The sequence below is a fragment of the Paraburkholderia sp. GAS448 genome (genome assembly GCF_050435685.1).
Lineage (GTDB): Bacteria > Pseudomonadota > Gammaproteobacteria > Burkholderiales > Burkholderiaceae > Paraburkholderia.
Window position 1 is genome coordinate 223,591 of sequence record NZ_JBNDKT010000009.1, and the last position, 16,564, is coordinate 240,154.

Annotated in this window: 15 protein-coding genes; 6 read left to right on the forward strand and 9 right to left on the reverse strand. The window is 63.7% G+C overall.

From position 1 onward, the window contains the following. Positions 1 to 22: 22 nt before the first annotated feature. Genes pcnB through P3T23_RS19085 form a run of 4 tightly spaced genes read right to left on the reverse strand, consistent with a single transcriptional unit; the run spans position 23 to position 4,150 of the window. Positions 23 to 1,630 carry a polynucleotide adenylyltransferase PcnB gene (pcnB, locus tag P3T23_RS19070; protein WP_429317706.1) on the reverse strand — a complete coding sequence of 536 codons (1,608 nt, stop codon included), beginning with the start codon at positions 1,628 to 1,630 and terminating at the stop codon, positions 23 to 25. Then, positions 1,627 to 2,313 (reverse strand): HAD family hydrolase, encoded by a 687-nt coding sequence (locus P3T23_RS19075; protein ID WP_429317707.1) that lies wholly within the window; start codon positions 2,311 to 2,313, stop codon positions 1,627 to 1,629. Before P3T23_RS19075 ends, pcnB begins: the two co-directional genes overlap by 4 nt. Beyond that, a complete protein-coding gene (gene hda, locus P3T23_RS19080; protein WP_429317708.1) occupies positions 2,306 to 3,058 on the reverse strand; it encodes a DnaA regulatory inactivator Hda in 753 nt (250 codons plus the stop codon). The genes P3T23_RS19075 and hda overlap by 8 nt, the downstream gene beginning before the upstream one ends. Before the next feature lie 18 nt (positions 3,059 to 3,076). Further along, positions 3,077 to 4,150, reverse strand: a complete 1,074-nt coding sequence (locus tag P3T23_RS19085; protein WP_429317709.1) for an AI-2E family transporter — start codon at positions 4,148 to 4,150, stop codon at positions 3,077 to 3,079. Between the two features lie 93 nt (positions 4,151 to 4,243). On the opposite strand from P3T23_RS19085, the gene purM reads away from it, so the two are divergent. Further along, positions 4,244 to 5,299, forward strand: a complete 1,056-nt coding sequence (gene purM, locus P3T23_RS19090; RefSeq protein WP_429317710.1) for a phosphoribosylformylglycinamidine cyclo-ligase — start codon at positions 4,244 to 4,246, stop codon at positions 5,297 to 5,299. Between the two features lie 104 nt (positions 5,300 to 5,403). Here the strand turns inward: purM and miaA are convergent, their stop codons facing one another. Next, positions 5,404 to 6,363, reverse strand: coding sequence for a tRNA (adenosine(37)-N6)-dimethylallyltransferase MiaA (gene miaA, locus P3T23_RS19095; RefSeq protein ID WP_429317711.1), 960 nt, complete (start codon positions 6,361 to 6,363; stop codon positions 5,404 to 5,406). 46 nt (positions 6,364 to 6,409) lie between these two features. Next, on the reverse strand, positions 6,410 to 8,434 hold the full coding sequence (gene mutL, locus P3T23_RS19100) for a DNA mismatch repair endonuclease MutL (RefSeq protein ID WP_429317712.1): 2,025 nt from the start codon (positions 8,432 to 8,434) through the stop codon (positions 6,410 to 6,412). 190 nt (positions 8,435 to 8,624) lie between these two features. Between mutL and P3T23_RS19105 the strand changes: the two genes are divergently transcribed. Further along, complete coding sequence (locus P3T23_RS19105) at positions 8,625 to 9,311, forward strand: VTT domain-containing protein (RefSeq protein WP_429317713.1); 687 nt, start codon at positions 8,625 to 8,627, stop codon at positions 9,309 to 9,311. Between the two features lie 121 nt (positions 9,312 to 9,432). Here P3T23_RS19105 and P3T23_RS19110 read toward each other — a convergent pair whose 3' ends face one another. Together P3T23_RS19110 and P3T23_RS19115 are read right to left on the reverse strand one after the other, a co-directional pair. Further along, on the reverse strand, positions 9,433 to 10,245 hold the full coding sequence (locus tag P3T23_RS19110; protein WP_429317714.1) for a mechanosensitive ion channel family protein: 813 nt from the start codon (positions 10,243 to 10,245) through the stop codon (positions 9,433 to 9,435). Positions 10,246 to 10,591: 346 nt separating this feature from the next. Beyond that, positions 10,592 to 12,658 carry a putative bifunctional diguanylate cyclase/phosphodiesterase gene (locus tag P3T23_RS19115; protein WP_429317715.1) on the reverse strand — a complete coding sequence of 689 codons (2,067 nt, stop codon included), beginning with the start codon at positions 12,656 to 12,658 and terminating at the stop codon, positions 10,592 to 10,594. A 141-nt stretch (positions 12,659 to 12,799) separates the two neighbouring features. On the opposite strand from P3T23_RS19115, the gene P3T23_RS19120 reads away from it, so the two are divergent. The 4 genes from P3T23_RS19120 to P3T23_RS19135 all read left to right on the forward strand — a co-directional run bounded on the left by P3T23_RS19120 (position 12,800) and on the right by P3T23_RS19135 (position 16,077). Further along, on the forward strand, positions 12,800 to 12,976 hold the full coding sequence (locus tag P3T23_RS19120; RefSeq protein WP_429317716.1) for a hypothetical protein: 177 nt from the start codon (positions 12,800 to 12,802) through the stop codon (positions 12,974 to 12,976). A 240-nt stretch (positions 12,977 to 13,216) separates the two neighbouring features. Continuing rightward, positions 13,217 to 13,969, forward strand: a complete 753-nt coding sequence (locus P3T23_RS19125) for a GntR family transcriptional regulator (protein WP_429317752.1) — start codon at positions 13,217 to 13,219, stop codon at positions 13,967 to 13,969. Between the two features lie 84 nt (positions 13,970 to 14,053). Further along, positions 14,054 to 15,106, forward strand: coding sequence for a Rieske 2Fe-2S domain-containing protein (locus tag P3T23_RS19130; RefSeq protein WP_429317717.1), 1,053 nt, complete (start codon positions 14,054 to 14,056; stop codon positions 15,104 to 15,106). Continuing rightward, positions 15,103 to 16,077 (forward strand): PDR/VanB family oxidoreductase, encoded by a 975-nt coding sequence (locus P3T23_RS19135; RefSeq protein WP_429317718.1) that lies wholly within the window; start codon positions 15,103 to 15,105, stop codon positions 16,075 to 16,077. Before P3T23_RS19130 ends, P3T23_RS19135 begins: the two co-directional genes overlap by 4 nt. An 80-nt stretch (positions 16,078 to 16,157) precedes the next feature. Here P3T23_RS19135 and P3T23_RS19140 read toward each other — a convergent pair whose 3' ends face one another. Then, positions 16,158 to 16,541, reverse strand: a complete 384-nt coding sequence (locus P3T23_RS19140) for a BON domain-containing protein (protein ID WP_429317719.1) — start codon at positions 16,539 to 16,541, stop codon at positions 16,158 to 16,160. Between the last annotated feature and the right edge of the window lie 23 nt (positions 16,542 to 16,564).

Sequence of the window (16,564 nt, forward strand, 5' to 3'; positions counted from 1 at the left end):
GACGGCGAATGCCGGAACCGCGTCAGTCCTCGTGTGAGCCGTTATGACTCGCATCGCTGGCCGCGCTGTTACCTGCTGTCGTGCCGCCCTCCATTCCGTCGCCCGGTTTGCGGCTCCTGGCGCCACTGCTGCGCCGCCGTCGTTTTCTGGGCGTTCGGTCCTTCCCGCCTTGCTCGAGCAATGCTTCGCGCGCGGCGGCGTCTCCGTCGATGAACTCCGTCCACCACGCACCGACCGACTCATCGAGTTCGCCCGATTCGCAGCGTAACAGGAGGAAATCATACCCTGCTCTAAATCTTTGGTGTTCCAGCAGCTTCAGGGCACTGCGGCCCGAGCGTTTTTCGAGGCGCAACTGCAGGCCCCAGATCTCGCGCATGTCGGACGAGAAGCGCTTGTGGATCGCCAGTTTCTCGGTCTGCATGTCGAGCACGTCGTCCATCGCGCGATGCAGCGCGGGAACCGGATATTCGCCATTTGCCTCGTATTGCTGCCAGCGCTGCTGCATGTCGTGCCACAGCAGCGTCGCAAACAGGAAGCCCGGGGACACCGGCTTGCCTGCACGCACGCGTTCGTCGGTATTGTTGAGCGCGAGCGTGATGAATTTCTCACCCTGCGGCTGTTCGAGCACCACGTCGAGGAGCGGCAACAGGCCGTGATGCAGGCCTTCCTTGCGCAGCCGCGTCAGGCACGCGAGCGCATGGCCCGACAGCAGCAGCTTCAGCATTTCGTCGAAAAGACGGGCGGCCGGCACGTTGTTGATCAGATCGGCGAGTTCCTTGATCGGCGCACGCGTGGTGTCCTCGATCTCGAAGCCGAGCTTCGCGGCAAAACGCACGACGCGCAGCATCCGTACCGGATCTTCGCGGTAACGCGTGACCGGGTCGCCGATCATCCGCAACAGGCGCGAGCGCATGTCGGCCATGCCGTTGTGGTAATCGAGCACGGTCTGCGTGGCCGGGTCGTAGTACATCGCGTTGATCGTGAAATCGCGTCGCGTGGCGTCCTCGTGCTGTTCGCCCCAGACGTTGTCGCGCAGCACGCGCCCGCTTGCATCGACAGCGTGGGTGCGGCGGTCGAGCTCGTCGCGCTTCAGCCGGCGCGGCGGCGCGGCGTCGGCGGCCGGCGGATCGACGAGCGCGCGGAACGTCGAAGTTTCGATGATCTCCTGGCCAAACTGCACATGCACGATCTGGAAGCGCCGGCCGATGATGCGTGCGCGGCGGAACAGCTTCTGTACCTGATCAGGCGTGGCGTCGGTCGCGACGTCGAAGTCTTTTGGCGCAATGCCCAGCAGCAGATCCCGCACGGCGCCGCCGACGATGAACGCCCGGTATCCCGCCTGCTGCAGACCTTCGGTGACGCGGATCGCGTTCTTCGAGATCAGCGACGGGTCGATGCCGTGGATATCGGACGAGATGATGACGGGCACATCCGGCTCATGTGCGCCGCCTGCGCCTTTGGGAGACGTGGGGCGGGCCGGCTTGCGGCGCGTCTTTGCAGGAGTGTCGGCGCGGCCGGACGGCGCGCGGGTGGCTTCGTTGGCGTCGGACGGCGCGGTGTCGGCTGCCGCGTCGTCGTCAGCGGGTGCCGGATCCTGTCCAAACAGCTTGCGGATGAGTTTTTTGATCACGTGGGTTGAAAGAGTTCGAGGATGCGCCAGCCTTTGGCCTGCGCGTGCGCGCGCAAGGTGTCGTCGGGATTGGTCGCGATCGGGTCGGTGACTTTTTCGAGCAGCGGAATATCGTTGTGCGAATCGCTGTAGAAATAGCTGCGCTCAAAATCCGACCATGTCTTGCCGAGCGAAGCGAGCCAGGCTTCGGTACGGACAATCTTGCCTTCCTTGTAGCTCGGCGTGCCAGTCGGCCGGCCGGTGTAGTCCGAATGCGGAAGGCCGTCGACGGTTTCCGCTTCGCAGGCGATCAGCTTGTCGACGCCGAAGACTTCGGCGATCGGCGCGGTGATGAATTCGTTCGTCGCCGTAACCATGCAGCAGAGGTCGCCCGCGTCCCGATGCTGGCGCACGAGTTCGAGTGCGGCCGGCACGATTGCGGGCTTGATGACTTCGTGCATGTACTGCTGGTGAAACGCGGCCAGCTGCGCGCGCGAATACCTGGCGAGCGGCGTGAGCATCGCGACGAGGTAGGCGTGGATATCGAGCCGGCCAGCCTTGTAGTCGGCGAAGAAACGGTCGTTTTCACGCGCGAAGTTTTCGGCGTCGACCATCCCGTGCTTCACCATGAAGCGCCCCCATTCGTGGTCGCTGTCAGTGGGAATGAGCGTGTGATCGAGGTCGAAGAGTGCGAGATTAGCCATGGGGGCCCATTTTACTTGAAGCGGGTGAAGGTGTAGCCGTTCGGGCATCTGCCGTGCTGGCGGGCGACGCCAGCATCGTGCGCAGGAGCGGCAGCGTCACGGCGCGCTTCTGTTCGAGCGAAAAACGGTCGAGCGCGTCGAGCAGCGCCATCAGGCTCGGCATGTCGCGGCGAAAGTGCGTGAGCAGGTAAGCCGGGACGTCGTCTGCGAGCGCGATGCCGCGTTCGCGCGCCGCGTGCTTGAGCACGGCCGCCTTGCCTTCGTCCGGCAGCGGGGCGAGGTGAAACACGAGGCCCCAGCCGAGTCGTGTGCGCAGGTCTTCGCGCACCGCGAGCCCGATCGGCGCCGCATTGCCGGTGGCGACGAGTGCGCTGGTGGGGTGTGCACGCACTTCGTTGAAGAGGTTGAAGAGGGCGATCTGCTGCGCGCCGGAGAGACCATCGCAGTCGTCGATCGCGTAGATCGCGACTTTCGGGTCGAACGCGAACGCAGCGAGGCCGCTTTGCGGGCTCGCGAAACGGGCCTGGCCGGGCGGCGCGTCGTGCACCAGCGCCTGCAGCAGATGGCTGCGGCCGCTGCCCGTTTCGCCCCAGATATAGAACGTGCGATCGGCGAGCGGACCGGCCGACAGCGCGCCGTCCAGCTCACGCAGACGCGTGACCAGTTCGGCATTGCTGCCGGCGAAGAAGTTGTCGAATGTCGATGGCGGCGGGGTGCCGAGATCGAGCGTCAGTTGACGAAGCACAATAGAAGCCGGAATCAGTTACTTGTAAAGCGCGCTGGCCAGATAGCCGGCGCGCATTTCGCGCAGCGCGACCGAAAGGATGGCGCTGACGGGCAGCGCAAGCAGCACGCCGAAAAAGCCGAACAGCTGGCCGAACGCGAGCAGCGCGAAGATCACCGCGAGCGGATGCATGCCGATGCGCTCGCCGACGAGCCGCGGCGTCAGGAAGAACCCTTCGAGAATCTGCCCGACGCCATACACCACCGCGACCGCGCCGAAGCCGTACCAGTCGCCGAATTGCAGCGCAGCGGCGAGGAGCGCAAGGACAAGCCCTGTTGCGTAGCCGATGTACGGAATGAACACCGCGAGGCCCGTGAAGATGCCCACCGGCAGCGCAATCTCGAAGCCCGCAACGAAGAGCGCGGCCGCGTAGTAGACGGCGAGCACCGCCATCACCAGCAACTGGCCGCGCAGGTACTGCGACAGCATGCGGTCCATGTCGACGGCGAGCTGCGTGGTCTTGTCGAGCAGACGGCGCGGCACGAAGAGTTGCAGGCGCGCGAGCATCGCGTTCCAGTCGTACAGCAGATAGAACAGCACGAGCGGCACCATCACGACGTTGCCGACGATCGTGATCATCACGTTGCCGCTGGTGCGGATCGAGGTCCATGCATAGAGCGCGACGGTTTGCGCGCTGCCTTCGATGCGCGCCATCACCATGTCGCGCAGGCTCGCGAAATCGAGCGCATCGGTAACGCCGAACGCGGCGAGTTTCGGCTGCAGCAGGTCGTGCATGTGCGCGAAGAACGCGGGCACCTGTTGCTTAAACTGCGGACCTTCCTTCTGCACGACGATCAGCACGAGCAGCACGAAGATCGTGAGCAGCAGCGCGAACATCAGCATCATCAGCAGCGCGGCCAGCCCGCGCGGCACCCGGTGGCGCACAAGCCACACGACGCCCGGCTGCAGGATGTACGCGAGAATCGCGCCGAGCAGGAACGGCGTGAGGACCGGGCTCAGCAGCCACAACAGGATGCCCAGACCGAGCGCGATGGCGACCCAGATGAAGGCCTGACGCTGGTAGGGCGTGAGAATGGGCGAATTCTGCTGCAAAGTGTGTTTCCCAGGTGGTCGAGGCTGGCGAATTCCAGCCAACGGGCCGGCATCGGGTAAAATCGCATTTTACCGACCTTCTCGCTCTTCCCCATGAATCAACCGAAATCCGCCCCTGACGCCCAAGGCCTGTCGTATCGCGACGCCGGCGTGGACATCGACGCGGGCGACGCCCTCGTCGACGCGATCAAGCCCTTTGCCAAAAAGACCTTGCGCGACGGCGTGCTGGGCGGCATCGGTGGTTTCGGCGCGCTCTTCGAAGTGCCGAAAAAGTACCGCGAGCCGGTGCTGGTGTCGGGCACCGACGGCGTCGGCACGAAGCTGAAGCTGGCCTTCCAGCTGAACAGGCACGACACGGTCGGCCAGGATCTGGTCGCGATGAGCGTCAACGACATCCTCGTGCAGGGCGCCGAGCCGCTGTTCTTCCTCGATTACTTCGCTTGCGGCAAGCTGGACGTGGGCACGGCGGCGACCGTGGTGAAGGGCATCGCGCAGGGCTGCGAACTGGCCGGCTGCGCGCTGATCGGCGGCGAAACCGCGGAAATGCCGGGCATGTATCCGGATGGCGAGTACGACCTGGCCGGGTTTGCGGTCGGCGCGGTCGAAAAGAGCAAGATCATCGACGGCAGCACGATCGCTCCGGGCGACGTGGTGCTGGGTCTCGCGTCGAGCGGGATTCATTCGAACGGTTTTTCGCTCGTGCGCAAGATTATCGAGCGTGCACAGCCGGACCTGTCGGCGGATTTCGACGGCCGCTCGCTCGCCGATGCGCTGATGGCGCCGACGCATATCTACGTGAAGCCTCTGCTTTCGCTGATGCAGACGATTGCCGTGAAGGGCATGGCGCATATCACCGGCGGCGGCCTGGTCGAGAACATTCCGCGCGTGCTGAAGGAAGGCCTGACAGCTGAACTGGATCACAGCGCCTGGCCGTTGCCGCCGCTCTTCTCCTGGCTGCAGAAGCATGGCGGCGTGGCCGATGACGAGATGCACCGCGTGTTCAACTGCGGGATCGGCATGGCAGTGATCGTGTCCGCGGCTGATGCCGATCAGGCGATCGGGCTGTTGTCCGCAGCCGGCGAGCAGGTCTGGAAGATCGGCACCGTGCGCCAAAGCAGGGAAGGCGAAGCGCAGACTGTGGTGGTCTGATCGCTGCGTTCCCGGTTTTTGCCGGCAAGGTTGTTAAAAGGCCGTCTGATTTGCGTCAGACGGCCTTTTTATTGCGCGTTCGTCGTGCTGCCGGAACGAGAGTGTCATGCAGACCCGCCGACCACGTTTTCGATGGCCTGGAGTGCCTGTTCCGTCGCATTGTCCGCGCAGCAATCGACCACGATCCGCTCCGGCATCGCCCGCAGCCATGTCAGCTGGCGTTTGCATAACTGGCGCGTGGCGAACACACCTTTGTCGCGCATCGTGGCGTAGTCGATGGCGCCGTCGAGGTATTCCCAGGCCTGCCTGTAGCCGACGCATCGCATCGAAGGCAGTCCGGGATGCAGATCGCCGCGCGCGCGTAGCCGCTTTACTTCATCGACAAAGCCATTCCCGAGCATCGCGTCGAAGCGCTTTGCGATCCGTTCGTGCAACACGCTACGATCGGACGGCTCCAGCGCGACTGGCGTGAACCGCCACGGCTCGCTCGCTGCATCGATGCGGGCCGGCGCTGCCAGCAACGCCGACATCGGTTGCCCGGTCAGCATGAACACTTCGAGCGCGCGCTGGATGCGCTGCGAATCGTTGGGCGCGAGCCGGGCCGCTGTCACTGGATCGGCCGCGGCAAGCCGTGCATGCAGTGCGGGCCAGCCGTCGCGAACCGCATCGGCGTCGAGCGTCGCGCGGACCTCCGGATCGGCCGCCGGCAGATCGTTCAAACCTTGCGTGAGCGCCTTGTAGTAGAGCATCGTGCCGCCGACCAGCAACGGCACGCGTCCACGAGCCACGATCTCGCCGACCAGCCTCAACGCATCGGCACGAAAATCGGCCGCAGAATAGGCATCGAGCGGGTCGACGATGTCGATCAGGTGATGAGGCGCAAGCGCACGCTCTTCGCCAGTCGGTTTGGCCGTGCCGATGTCCATCTCGCGATAGACCAGCGCCGAATCGACGCTGATGATCTCGACCGGCCGCCGCGCGGCGAACGCGAGCGCAGCGGCGGTCTTGCCGGAGGCAGTCGGGCCGAGCAGGCAGGCGACCGGAGTGACGTGCGACGCTGTCATGAGAGTCGAACCGACGCGGGCGAGGTGCACACGCTAAACCGCGCGTTCATTGGCCGCGCATGAAAAGGCGATCGAGATCGGGTAGCGTGAGCTGATACCAGGTCGGACGTCCGTGATTGCACTGGTCGGCGCGCTCGGTTGCTTCCATCTGGCGCAGCAGGGCGTTCATTTCGTCGAGCGTCAGGCGCCGGTTTGCGCGCACTGCGTGGTGACACGCCAGCGTGCCGAGCAGTTCGTGCTGACGTTCGGTCAGCACGCGCGAGCCGCCGAACGCATGCAGGTCGGCGAGCACGGCGCGGGCGAGCGCCTGCAGGTCGGCATCTTTAAGAAGCGCAGGCACCGCGCGGATCGCGAGCGTGTTCGGCGACAGCACCGCGAGGTCGAAGCCGAGCGCGTCGAGCGTGTCCCGCTCCTCTTCGACCGTGCCGATCTCGATCGGGTCCGCGTGCATCGACACTGGAATCAGCAGCGGCTGTACGGCGATCGTCCGGTCGGCCAGCGCGTTCTTGAACTGCTCGTAAAGGATGCGTTCGTGCGCGGCGTGCATATCGACGATCACAAGACCGTGCGCATTCTGCGCAAGCACGTAGATCCCGTGAATCTGGCCTAGCGCGAAGCCGAGCGGCTGTTCGTCGGCGGCATCGAACGAGGGTGAAGCCGCAGGTGTAAAGCTCCCGGGGAACGCAGACGGCGATGCGGTGAAGGGCGACATGCCCTCGCTTTCCGCGGCGCTGTCGCGTGCTTCGAGCATCGTTGTGGCGCCCTGCCGCGCGCCCGCACCCGTGTCCTTGCGGCCGAACAGCGCGTCGTAGAGCGCAAGCGGCTGCGCGACCGGCAGTGTGCCCTGGGTCATGCGCGCCTGGCGCAGCCATGTATTGCCCGCCTGGGCCTGAATGCCGCCGCCGAGCGGCGTCGGGCCGAACGAAGCAGGTGTCGTCGCCGGTTCGATATGCGCGGCATGACCGCCCGCCGTTGTTTCGGGCGAGGCGCCCGCGTGTCGCGCCAGCGCGCGCTGCACCGCGTGAAACACGAACTGGTGGATCGAACGCGAATCGCGGAACCGCACTTCGATTTTCGACGGATGCACGTTGACGTCGACGCCTTCGGGAGGCAGGTCGAGGAACAGCACGTAGGACGGGTAGCGGTCGCCGTGCAGCACGTCTTCATATGCGGCGCGCACCGCGTGCGTGAGCAGCTTGTCGCGCACGAAGCGGCCATTGACGAAGAAATACTGCTGGTCCGCGCGACCCCGGCTCGCCGTCGGCAGACCCGCGCAGCCGTAGACCGCCAGCGGCCCGGCGGATTCGTCGAGCGGCAGATGGGCAGTCGCAAAGGTTTCGCCGAGGATCTTCGCGACGCGCGCCGCCGGATCGGTCGCGTTCCAGTGCTCGACCGCGCGACCGTTATGCAGCACCGAAATCGCCACGTCGGGCCGCGCGAGCGCTGAACGGCGGATCATCTCGAGGCAATGTCCGAGTTCGGTCTGCTCGCTCTTCAGGAATTTGCGCCGCGCGGGCGTGTTGAAGTACAGCTCGCGCACTTCAATCGTCGTGCCCTGCGTGCCGGCCGCGGGGGAGAGCACGCCGGTCTGCGCATCGATGCGCACCGCGTGCGCCGCGCTCGCCGTGCGGCTCGTGATGTACATCTCCGCTACCGATGCAATCGATGCCAGCGCTTCGCCGCGAAACCCGAGCGTCGCGACCGCCTCGAGTTCGGCGAGCGAGCGGATCTTGCTGGTCGCGTGGCGCAGCAGCGCGAGCGGGAGTTCGTTTTCCGGGATGCCGCAGCCGTCGTCCGTGATCGAGATGCGTTTGACGCCGCCTTCGTCGAGCACGATACGCAGTGTCGTCGCACCGGCGTCGAGCGCGTTCTCCAGCAGTTCTTTCACCACCGATGCCGGCCGCTCGACCACTTCGCCGGCGGCGATCTGGCTGATCAACTGGTCGGGCAGGGGCTGGATCGCACGCAGCGGACGCGCGCCAGCGGCGGCCGGAGCCTCGGACCCGGAGCCGTTTGCAGGGCTCGCGGGGGGCACGGCCGCGTCGGCAGGCTTTTCGGAAAATTCGGACATAGCGAAATTATAGCGATTCGCAGCACTCTGCCTGGCTCGGCCAGATTCGGCTGGGTTGACTACGCGTGTGGCCGCTTACACCGAACGTTATTATCTTGAAGGGGCACTTTCGGTATCATGGCGCGGTCAATTTCCAGCTTAACGAGGCCGAAAGCCGGCCAGATACCCAATACGCTTATAAGGGACGCACTTGGATACGCTGCTGCAGTTTGCCAATCTTGTCTTGCACATAGACACGTTTCTCGGAGTCTTCATCCATCAGTACGGCGCGTGGGTGTACGCGGTGCTGTTCCTGATCGTATTCGCCGAGACCGGGCTCGTCATCCTGCCGTTTCTGCCGGGCGACTCGCTGCTCTTTATCGGCGGCGCGTTCTGTGCGACCGGCGAAATGAGCCTGCCACTCCTGATCGTCCTGCTGTTCCTCGCGGCGGTCACGGGCAACACGGTCAACTACATGATCGGCAGGATGATCGGACCGAAAGTGTTTAACACGCACATACCCGTGCTGGAACGGTTTCTCGACCGCACGGCGCTGCAGAAGACCCATAACTTCTACGAGAGGCACGGCGGCAAAACCATCGTGCTCGCGCGTTTCATTCCGGTCGTGCGGACGTTCGCGCCTTTCGTTGCAGGGGCGTCGCAGATGACCCTGAAGCGCTTCCAGTTCTTCAACGTCTTCGGTGCGCTGTTCTGGGTGCTGCTGCTCGTGCTGCTCGGCTACTTCTTCGGCAACATTCCGTTCATCCGTCAATACCTGAATGTGATCGTGCTGGTCGGCATCGGCGCGGCAATCGTTCCGGTGGTATTTGGCGCCTTGTGGAAAATGATGCGCAAGGGGACGCCTGAGGAGGCGGCGCGTAAGCCGAACAACCAGTAACGCACATACTCGCTGGCCAGAGTTTGATGCCAAAAGAAAACGGCGTCGCGACTATCTCGCGGCGCCGTTTTTTGTTCTGGATGTTCAGCGTGAATTGGATCCGAACGCAGCCTGAGTCCGTCTAGCCGGCCGCGCGGCGCACGATCGGCATCTCTGGTGTCGGATAGCCGGCTTCCCTGAAGGTTTCGATAATCGCGCGATTCGTGTCGAAGTAGACCTGCCAGTAGTGCGCGTTATTCGCATATGGGCGCACGCAGAGCAGCGGCCCTTCCGGCGTGAACGACAGCACCTCGATATCCGGCGCCGGAGTTTCCGCGACATTCGGAATCTTTGTGACAGCCGCTTTCAGCCGGTTCGCCGCATCGATCGGGTCGACGCCGTTGGCGATCTTCGCCGTCAGCTCGACGCGGCGCACCGGCAACGCGCTGTAGTTCGAAATCGTATCGGAGAAGATTTTGTTGTTGCCGACGATGGTCGTCACGTTGTCCGGTGTCACGATCGTCGTGCCGAACAGGCCGAGTTCCTCCACCGTACCCGTCACGCCGCCGGCAGTCACGAAGTCGCCGACCTTGAATGGCCGCAGGACCTGCATGAAGATGCCTGCCGCGAAGTGGGCGAGCAGCCCGCCCCATGCGGTGCCGATTGCAAGGCCGAGGCCGGCGAGCAGTGCGGCGAACGACGTGGTCTGTACGCCGAACACCTCCAGAATCGCGAGGACGAGCAGCAGGTTCAGCAAGCCGCCGAGAATCGAGCCGAGGTAGTGGGCGAGTGTCGGATCGACGCGCCCGCCGCGGGCCAGGACCTTGCGCAGGAGGCCTGTGATGAGGCCGATGATCCAGCGCCCGACAATCCACAGGACGATGGCGCCGAGCACCTTGGTGCCGATGTCGACGCCCCGGGTCATGATGAATGTGCGTGCGGTTTCGAGATCCACGGTTTCCTCGCTTGAGTCGGTTGCGTTGAACGGCCTGATTCGATTCGACCACTCGACCGATGCGCGGCGTGGATGCAGTACTGCGTGACCGGTGAGCGGGTCGGGCGCCGCATACCATCGAGTCTGTTTCTACGGCGTTTTGTTGACGACAGCAAAATGCCCGACGAGAGGACCGCGGGCCGGACCACGGAGACAATATCTTCGGAAGTTATAGGCGACAGCACGCGGCTGCGCAAGGATCATTCCTGAAGCGGGCGAGCGTGCGTTCGCCGTTGTCAGTCATCCGCCGGCCGGTCGGCTTCCAGCGTATGCGCCAAAGGGCCGGCCGGCCAGCGCCGCGATCCGCTCAAGCCGCCTTCCGCTGCTGCAGGAACGCGCCGAACGCGTCGGCTGTCAGCGGCTTCCCAAGCAGGTAGCCCTGCATCTCATCGCACATGAGTGCCTTGAGCTTGTCGAGTTGCGTTGCGGTTTCGACGCCTTCGGCAACGACGTCCATATCCAGCGAATGCGCGAGCGCGATGATCGCGGAAACGATAGCGCTGCCTTCATGACCGTGTTCATCGAGGCCATTCGTGAAGAAGCGGTCGATCTTCAGTTGCTTGACGCGAAACCGTTGCAGATAGGCGAGGCTTGAATAGCCGGTGCCGAAGTCGTCGATCGAGATTTCGAAACCGTTTTCGTGGAAGGCCTTGATCATCTCGATCGTTTTGGGCGCGTCCTGCATCGCCACCGTTTCGGTGATCTCGAACATCAGTTGTTCGCACCCAACCTGCTCTTCCTTGAGGATCTCCAGCATCGACGTGACGAGATCCGGTTGCGACAGTTGCCGCGGCGACAGGTTGATCGCCACCTTCATCAAGGGCAGGCCGTCGTGCTTCCAGCGCTGGATCTGCCGGCATGTTTCGCGCACGACCCAGTAGCCGATCTGGACGATCTGGCCGGAGCGCTCGGCGATCGGAATGAAGTCCATCGGGGCAAGCGTGCCGAGCTCAGGATGGCTCAACCTGATGAGCGCTTCGGCGCCTGCCAGCTCGCCACTGTTGCCACGAAACTTCGGCTGGAAGAGCAGCGAGAAATAGCCGGCGACCAGCGCTTCATGCAGCACGTGCTGGATCTGTAAGGTGCGGCTCGCGGCGGCGTTCATTTCCGGTTCGAAGAAGCGATACGTGCTGCGTCCGCCGCGTTTGGCTTCGTACATGGCGGCATCGGCGTTCTTCAGCAGCGCATCGACGGTTTCTCCATCCTGCGGGAAAACCGAAATGCCGATGCTCGGCATCACCTGGAGTGGCTGGTTATCACGCCACACACCTTTGCGCATCCGGTCGAGGACGCTTTCGGCCATCTGCCCGGCCTCTTCCGCCGATGTCAGGTTTTCGGCCAGCACCACGAACTCGTCGCCGCCGAGCCGCGCGACCGTGTCGCCGCCGCGCACGCATTGCTGCAGTCTTCGCGCGAACGCCTTGAGAACCTCGTCGCCGACCGGGTGTCCGAGCGAATCATTGATCGTCTTGAAGCCGTCCAGATCCATGAACAGGATGGCGAACATGTTTCCGGTCTGCCGGGCCACGTGGATCGCACGTTCCATCTTCTCGGTCAAGGTGAGGCGGTTGGGCAGGTCGGTCAGCGTGTCGAAAGTCGCGAGGCGGATGATCTGGCCGTTCAGGTTCGCCACCGAGCCCGCCAGAAAAGTCGTTCGTGCGTCGAAGCGTGACAGCATCAGCGTGCCGATCAGGATCGCCAACGTAAGCAGGACGACGGTCGTCGCGAGCCACTGGACGCTGATGCCTTTCGCCGCGCCGCAGACCGAGCCGGGCAGGAATCCGGCCGCGTCCATGCCTGTGTAGTGCATGCCGGTGATGGCGATGCCCATCACCGCGGCGGCCCCGATCCGCTTGGTGATCAGGCGGCGCTGCGTGATATCGCGCAACGTGTGGGTGATCCATAGCGCCGCGATCGACGCGACGACCGCAATCCCGATCGACGCGACGAACAGGACCGGGTCGTACTGGATGCCCGGCTCCATCCGCATCGCGGCCATGCCGGTGTAATGCATGCCAGCGATCCCGAAGCCCATCAGGATGCCGCCGCTCACGAGGCGCACGGGTGTCAGTACCGCGCGTGCCGTGATGTGCAGCGCGAAGTACGAGACGACGATCGCGATAGCGAGCGAGTAGGCGGTAATGCCAGCGTCATAGCCGAGCGGAATCGGCAGGGAGAACGCCAGCATGCCGATAAAGTGCATCGCCCAGATGCCGACGCCCATGGCTGTCGCGCCGCCTGCAAGCCAGGCGTGCCGCAGGCGCGAGCCGGTCAGAAGCGAAATGCGGCCGGCAAGATCGAGCGCCGTATAGGACGCCAGCGTGGCGACTGCAAGCGACACGAGGACCAGCCAGAAATTGTATGTGCTCGGCATGATGGATTCACATCGCGAAGAAGGACTGAGCCAGAACGGGTTAACGGTGGCGTTCTGACAATCTTTAGGAGTGTTTTGATGTCGTTTTGAAGAAGCCTGCGATGCGTTTTGCGTCAGGGACGGGGCGCAGGCTTGATGACCATGTCGCGGGTCGTCGGCATGACGTTTGGTGGGGCGCTGGCTGCCGTAGTGTTCGACATTTGCGGGCCGCATGGCGCATCGGTTGCCCTCTACTTCGGCGCGATTTCGTCGGCATTGGGCGTGGTCGCGGGCGCCGTGCGTATGACCAGGGTACGTGAGTGGAACTCGGGTACATAGGTTGTATACATCGATGCTGGAATATAGGACGTAATCCTAGGGATTACCCGCAAATAAGGTGATTTTCAATTGCAGATGTGGTCGTGATGTATACAATCAAGTTAAGCACATTGCACAGACCACATCATGAGCCACAGCCGTTTGCCCGCGGGCGCGACGCCCAATCTTGAAGCGCCCCACGCCGTCGACGAATCGTCGCCGGCTGATCTCGCCAGCCGCGAAGGGTCTGAAGCATCGGATATGCATCGCGCCAAAGTCCCGGGAAGCGCGTCGCAAACGGAACGGGCGCTTCTCGGTCTGCGCGAATTGATCGTGGAAGGCCATCTGCAGGCAGGTGCGCGAATTTCCGAACTATGGGTGGTCGAGCGTCTCGGCGTCTCGCGCACGCCGGTGCGCGCCGCGCTGATTCGCTTGCAGGATGAAGGCCTGCTCGAGCCGATTGCATCGGGCGGTTTTGCGGTGCGTTCGTTTACCGTCACCGAGATCGGCGACTCGATCGAACTGCGCGGCACGCTCGAGGGTCTCGCAGCCCGACTGGCGGCCGAGCGCGGCGTCGATCCTGCACACCTGAAGAAGTTGCACCAATGCGTCGACGAGATCGACACGATCCTCGCCGGCGAACTGACGGACGACACTTTTTCAGCCTACGTCGATGCGAACCGGCGTCTACACGCGCTGCTTGCAGCCGCGTGCGACAGCGGCGTCATCGAGCGTCAGATCGACAAGGCGATGACCATGCCATTCGCTTCGCCGAGCGCATTCGTGATGGTGCAGTCGATCGATGCGAGCGCGCGTGAAATGCTGTTGATTGCACAGGCGCAGCACCGCGCAGTCGTCGAGGCAATCGGCAACCGCGAAGGCGCACGCGCCGAGGCGTTGATGCGCGAACATGCGCGCATTGCCCACCGGAACCTGCGAGCCGCGCTGGAGAATCAGAAAGCGATGAAACGGGTTCCCGGCGGAAAGCTGATTCGCCTGCCTGTCAGCCGTTAAGGCGCATGCCTTTGGCGGGCCGGTGCACCGGCCCGTGTTGTCGCAATATCAAGTTCATACAGTTAGTCATCCCAGGAGACGCCGATGTACCTGAAAAACACGTGGTATGTAGCCTGTACGCCCGAGGAGATTGACGGCAAGCCGCTCGGCCGCACAATCTGCGGCGAAAAAATGGTGTTCTTCCGCGGGCCCGAAGGCAAGGTCGCCGCGGTCGAGGACTTCTGTCCGCATCGTGGCGCGGCGCTCTCGCTTGGCTTTGTGCGCGACGGCCAGCTGGTCTGCGGCTATCACGGTCTCGTGATGGGCGCGAACGGCAAATGCGCGGCCATGACCGGACAGCGGGTCGGCGGCATCCCGGCGATCCGCCGCTACCCGGCCGTCGAACGCTACGGCTTCATCTGGGTGTGGCCCGGCGAGGAAGCGCTTGCCGACCCGTCGAAGATCCACCATCTCGAGTGGGCCGAGAACGCCGAATGGGCCTATGGCGGTGGCCTCTACCACATCAATTGCGATTACCGGCTGATGATCGACAACCTGATGGACCTGACGCACGAGACCTACGTCCATGCAAGCAGCATCGGGCAACCCGAGATCGAGGAAGCGCCGCCGGCGACACACATCGACAGCGACACTGTGATCACGAGCCGTCATATGCAGAACATCATGCCGCCCCCGTTCTGGGCCACTGCGCTACGCGGCAACGGACTGGCCGACGACGTCCCGTGCGATCGCTGGCAGATCTGCCGCTTCACGCCGCCCAGCCACGTACTGATCGAAGTCGGTGTGGCTCACGCCGGGCACGGCGGATACGACGCGCCGAACGAGCACAAGGCGGGCAGCATCGTCGTCGATTTCATCACGCCTGAGACAGACACGTCGATCTGGTACTTCTGGGGCATGGCACGCAACTTCGCGCCGCATGACCGCGAGCTGACCGCGAAGATCCGTGAAGGCCAGGGCAAGATTTTCTCCGAAGACCTCGCGGTCCTTGAAGCGCAACAGCGCAACCTGCTCCTGCATCCGTCGCGCCGGATCATGAGCCTGAATATCGATGCAGGTGGTGTGCAGTCGCGCAAGGTGATCGAGCGGCTTCTCAAACAGGAGCGCGAGACCGCGGCGGAGGTGGCAGGCTCATGAAAGTCAGAATCACGCGCAAATTCGAAGTGGCGCGCAACATCAGTGCATTCGAACTGGCCGACCCCGTTGGCGCGTCGTTGCCGGCGTTTTCCGCAGGGGCGCATATCGACGTGCACCTCGGTCATGGGCTGATTCGCCAGTATTCGCTATGCAACAGTCCGGGCGAGCAGCACCGGTATCTGATCGGGGTGCTCCTCGAGCCAGCGTCGCGCGGCGGCTCGACCGCGATGCACGGGTTGCCCGAGGGCACGCTCATCGAGATCGGCGAGCCGAAAAATCACTTTCCGCTGTCACACGACGCAACGCATTCGATACTTCTTGCCGGGGGTATCGGCGTGACGCCGATTCTCTGCATGGCAGAACGCCTCGCGCATACGGGCGCTTCGTTCGAACTGCATTACTGCACGCGCGAGCCGGAACGCGCCGCGTTTCGCGAGCGTTTCGACGAGCCGCATCTCAAGGGGCACACGCGTCTCTATTTTGACAACGCCCCGCTTGCCGAGCGTATCGACCTGTCGAAGGTGTTGAGCGACCCGGAGCCGGGCAAGCATCTGTACGTCTGCGGTCCGGGCGGCTTCATCGAAGCCGTGCTCGACCACGCGCGGCAACGCGGCTGGAACAGCGCGAACGTTCACCGCGAATATTTCACAGCCGCGCCGGCGAGCGGCAACGCGGATGCGGACGGTCCGTTCCAGGTCAAGCTGGCGAAGAGCGGCCGGATCGTCGATGTCGGAGCGGGGCAGACGGTGGTCAAGGCGCTCGACGAAGCAGGCGTGATGGTCGCTACCTCGTGTGAGGAGGGCGTATGTGGCACCTGTCTCACGCGCGTTCTGTCGGGCGAGCCCGATCACCGCGATGTCTATCTGACCGAAGACGAACGACGTGCCAACGACCAGTTTCTGCCATGCTGTTCGCGCTCGAAGTCGCCGATGCTGGTACTCGATCTCCAGGAGCCGGGTATCCGGGTCTAACCGCCCGAGGATTTTGAGGTCACCGCTCTCTCCGGACCCTCGGGCGCGTCGGTTTAGCAACGCGACGAATCTCAGTGGGACTACTGCCCGTCGAACCCGCTCATTTCCCTGCGAACGACGAGACGACTATTCACTGACTCCACGCCGGGCACGCTCTTCGCAACGTTCTTCGCGAGTTCGATCTGGTCTGCGTCGGGCACGCTGCCGGTCAACGACACAGCACCGTTATTCGCGCTAACGCTGATGTTGCTATAGCGGAGCCCCTGATTCTTTGCCTTCCTGAGCGCGAGGCGGACGTCCCTGGCCAGTTGCCTGTTCGCCGCCTTGACGTCGTTTGCGCTTCGCGCAGGGCTCGAAGCGACTTGCGCCGCCGAGCTTGCGCTGCCCGGTTGCGCCTGCACGTTGAAACAGGCGACTGCGACCACTGTGCCGCTAATCAGCTTGATTAACTGAACTGCCTTCATTCGTTTTCTCCTTTGATCGGGCT